Annotated in this window: 1 protein-coding gene; it reads right to left on the reverse strand. The window is 57.0% G+C overall.

Features of this window, described 5'->3' with window-relative positions; all coding sequences use genetic code 11:
• Positions 1-561: calcium-binding protein (locus tag ACR0NN_RS25295; protein ID WP_480685876.1), on the reverse strand; the 561-nt coding region annotated here is incomplete at both ends.

Below are 561 nucleotides of genomic sequence, written 5' to 3' on the forward strand. Positions count from 1 at the left end.
CAACCGGCCATTGGCTTCCATATCGGCTTCGGTTCCGGCTAGGTTGCCGACGCCCTTCAGCAGGGCAACCGGGACAAAGCCACTGGCCCCGTCCGGATTGATCTCCAGCAGCGTGTCCGCGCCGGTGGTGGTAAAGCGCACAAAGTCGGTCAGCGTGTCAACGCCCTGCGTGTAGCCCACCAGTGCATCACCCACATCCAGGAAGTTCCACCAAGCATAATCCTCGACCGTGTCCACCGCACCGTCAATTACGGAGAATTTGTAAGTGTCATTGCCCGACCCGCCAATCAGAGTGTCCGCTCCGGCACCGCCATCCAATAGGTCGTTTTGCTTACCGCCGTCCAGAATATCGTCACCTGACCCGCCATAAAGGCTGTCATCACTGTTATTGCCAAAAAGCATGTCATTGCCGATATTTCCGTAAAGGCGATCTGAGCCCTTGAGGCCAAGCAACGTATCGTTGCCCGCAAGCCCGTCAACAATATCCTCCCCGTCAGTAGCAAGCGCTGAATTGTCGTCATCCCCATCCGTCAGCTGAACCGCAGCAGGATCAATCGGGTC

It is taken from the genome of Ruegeria sp. BA2, assembly GCF_056539605.1.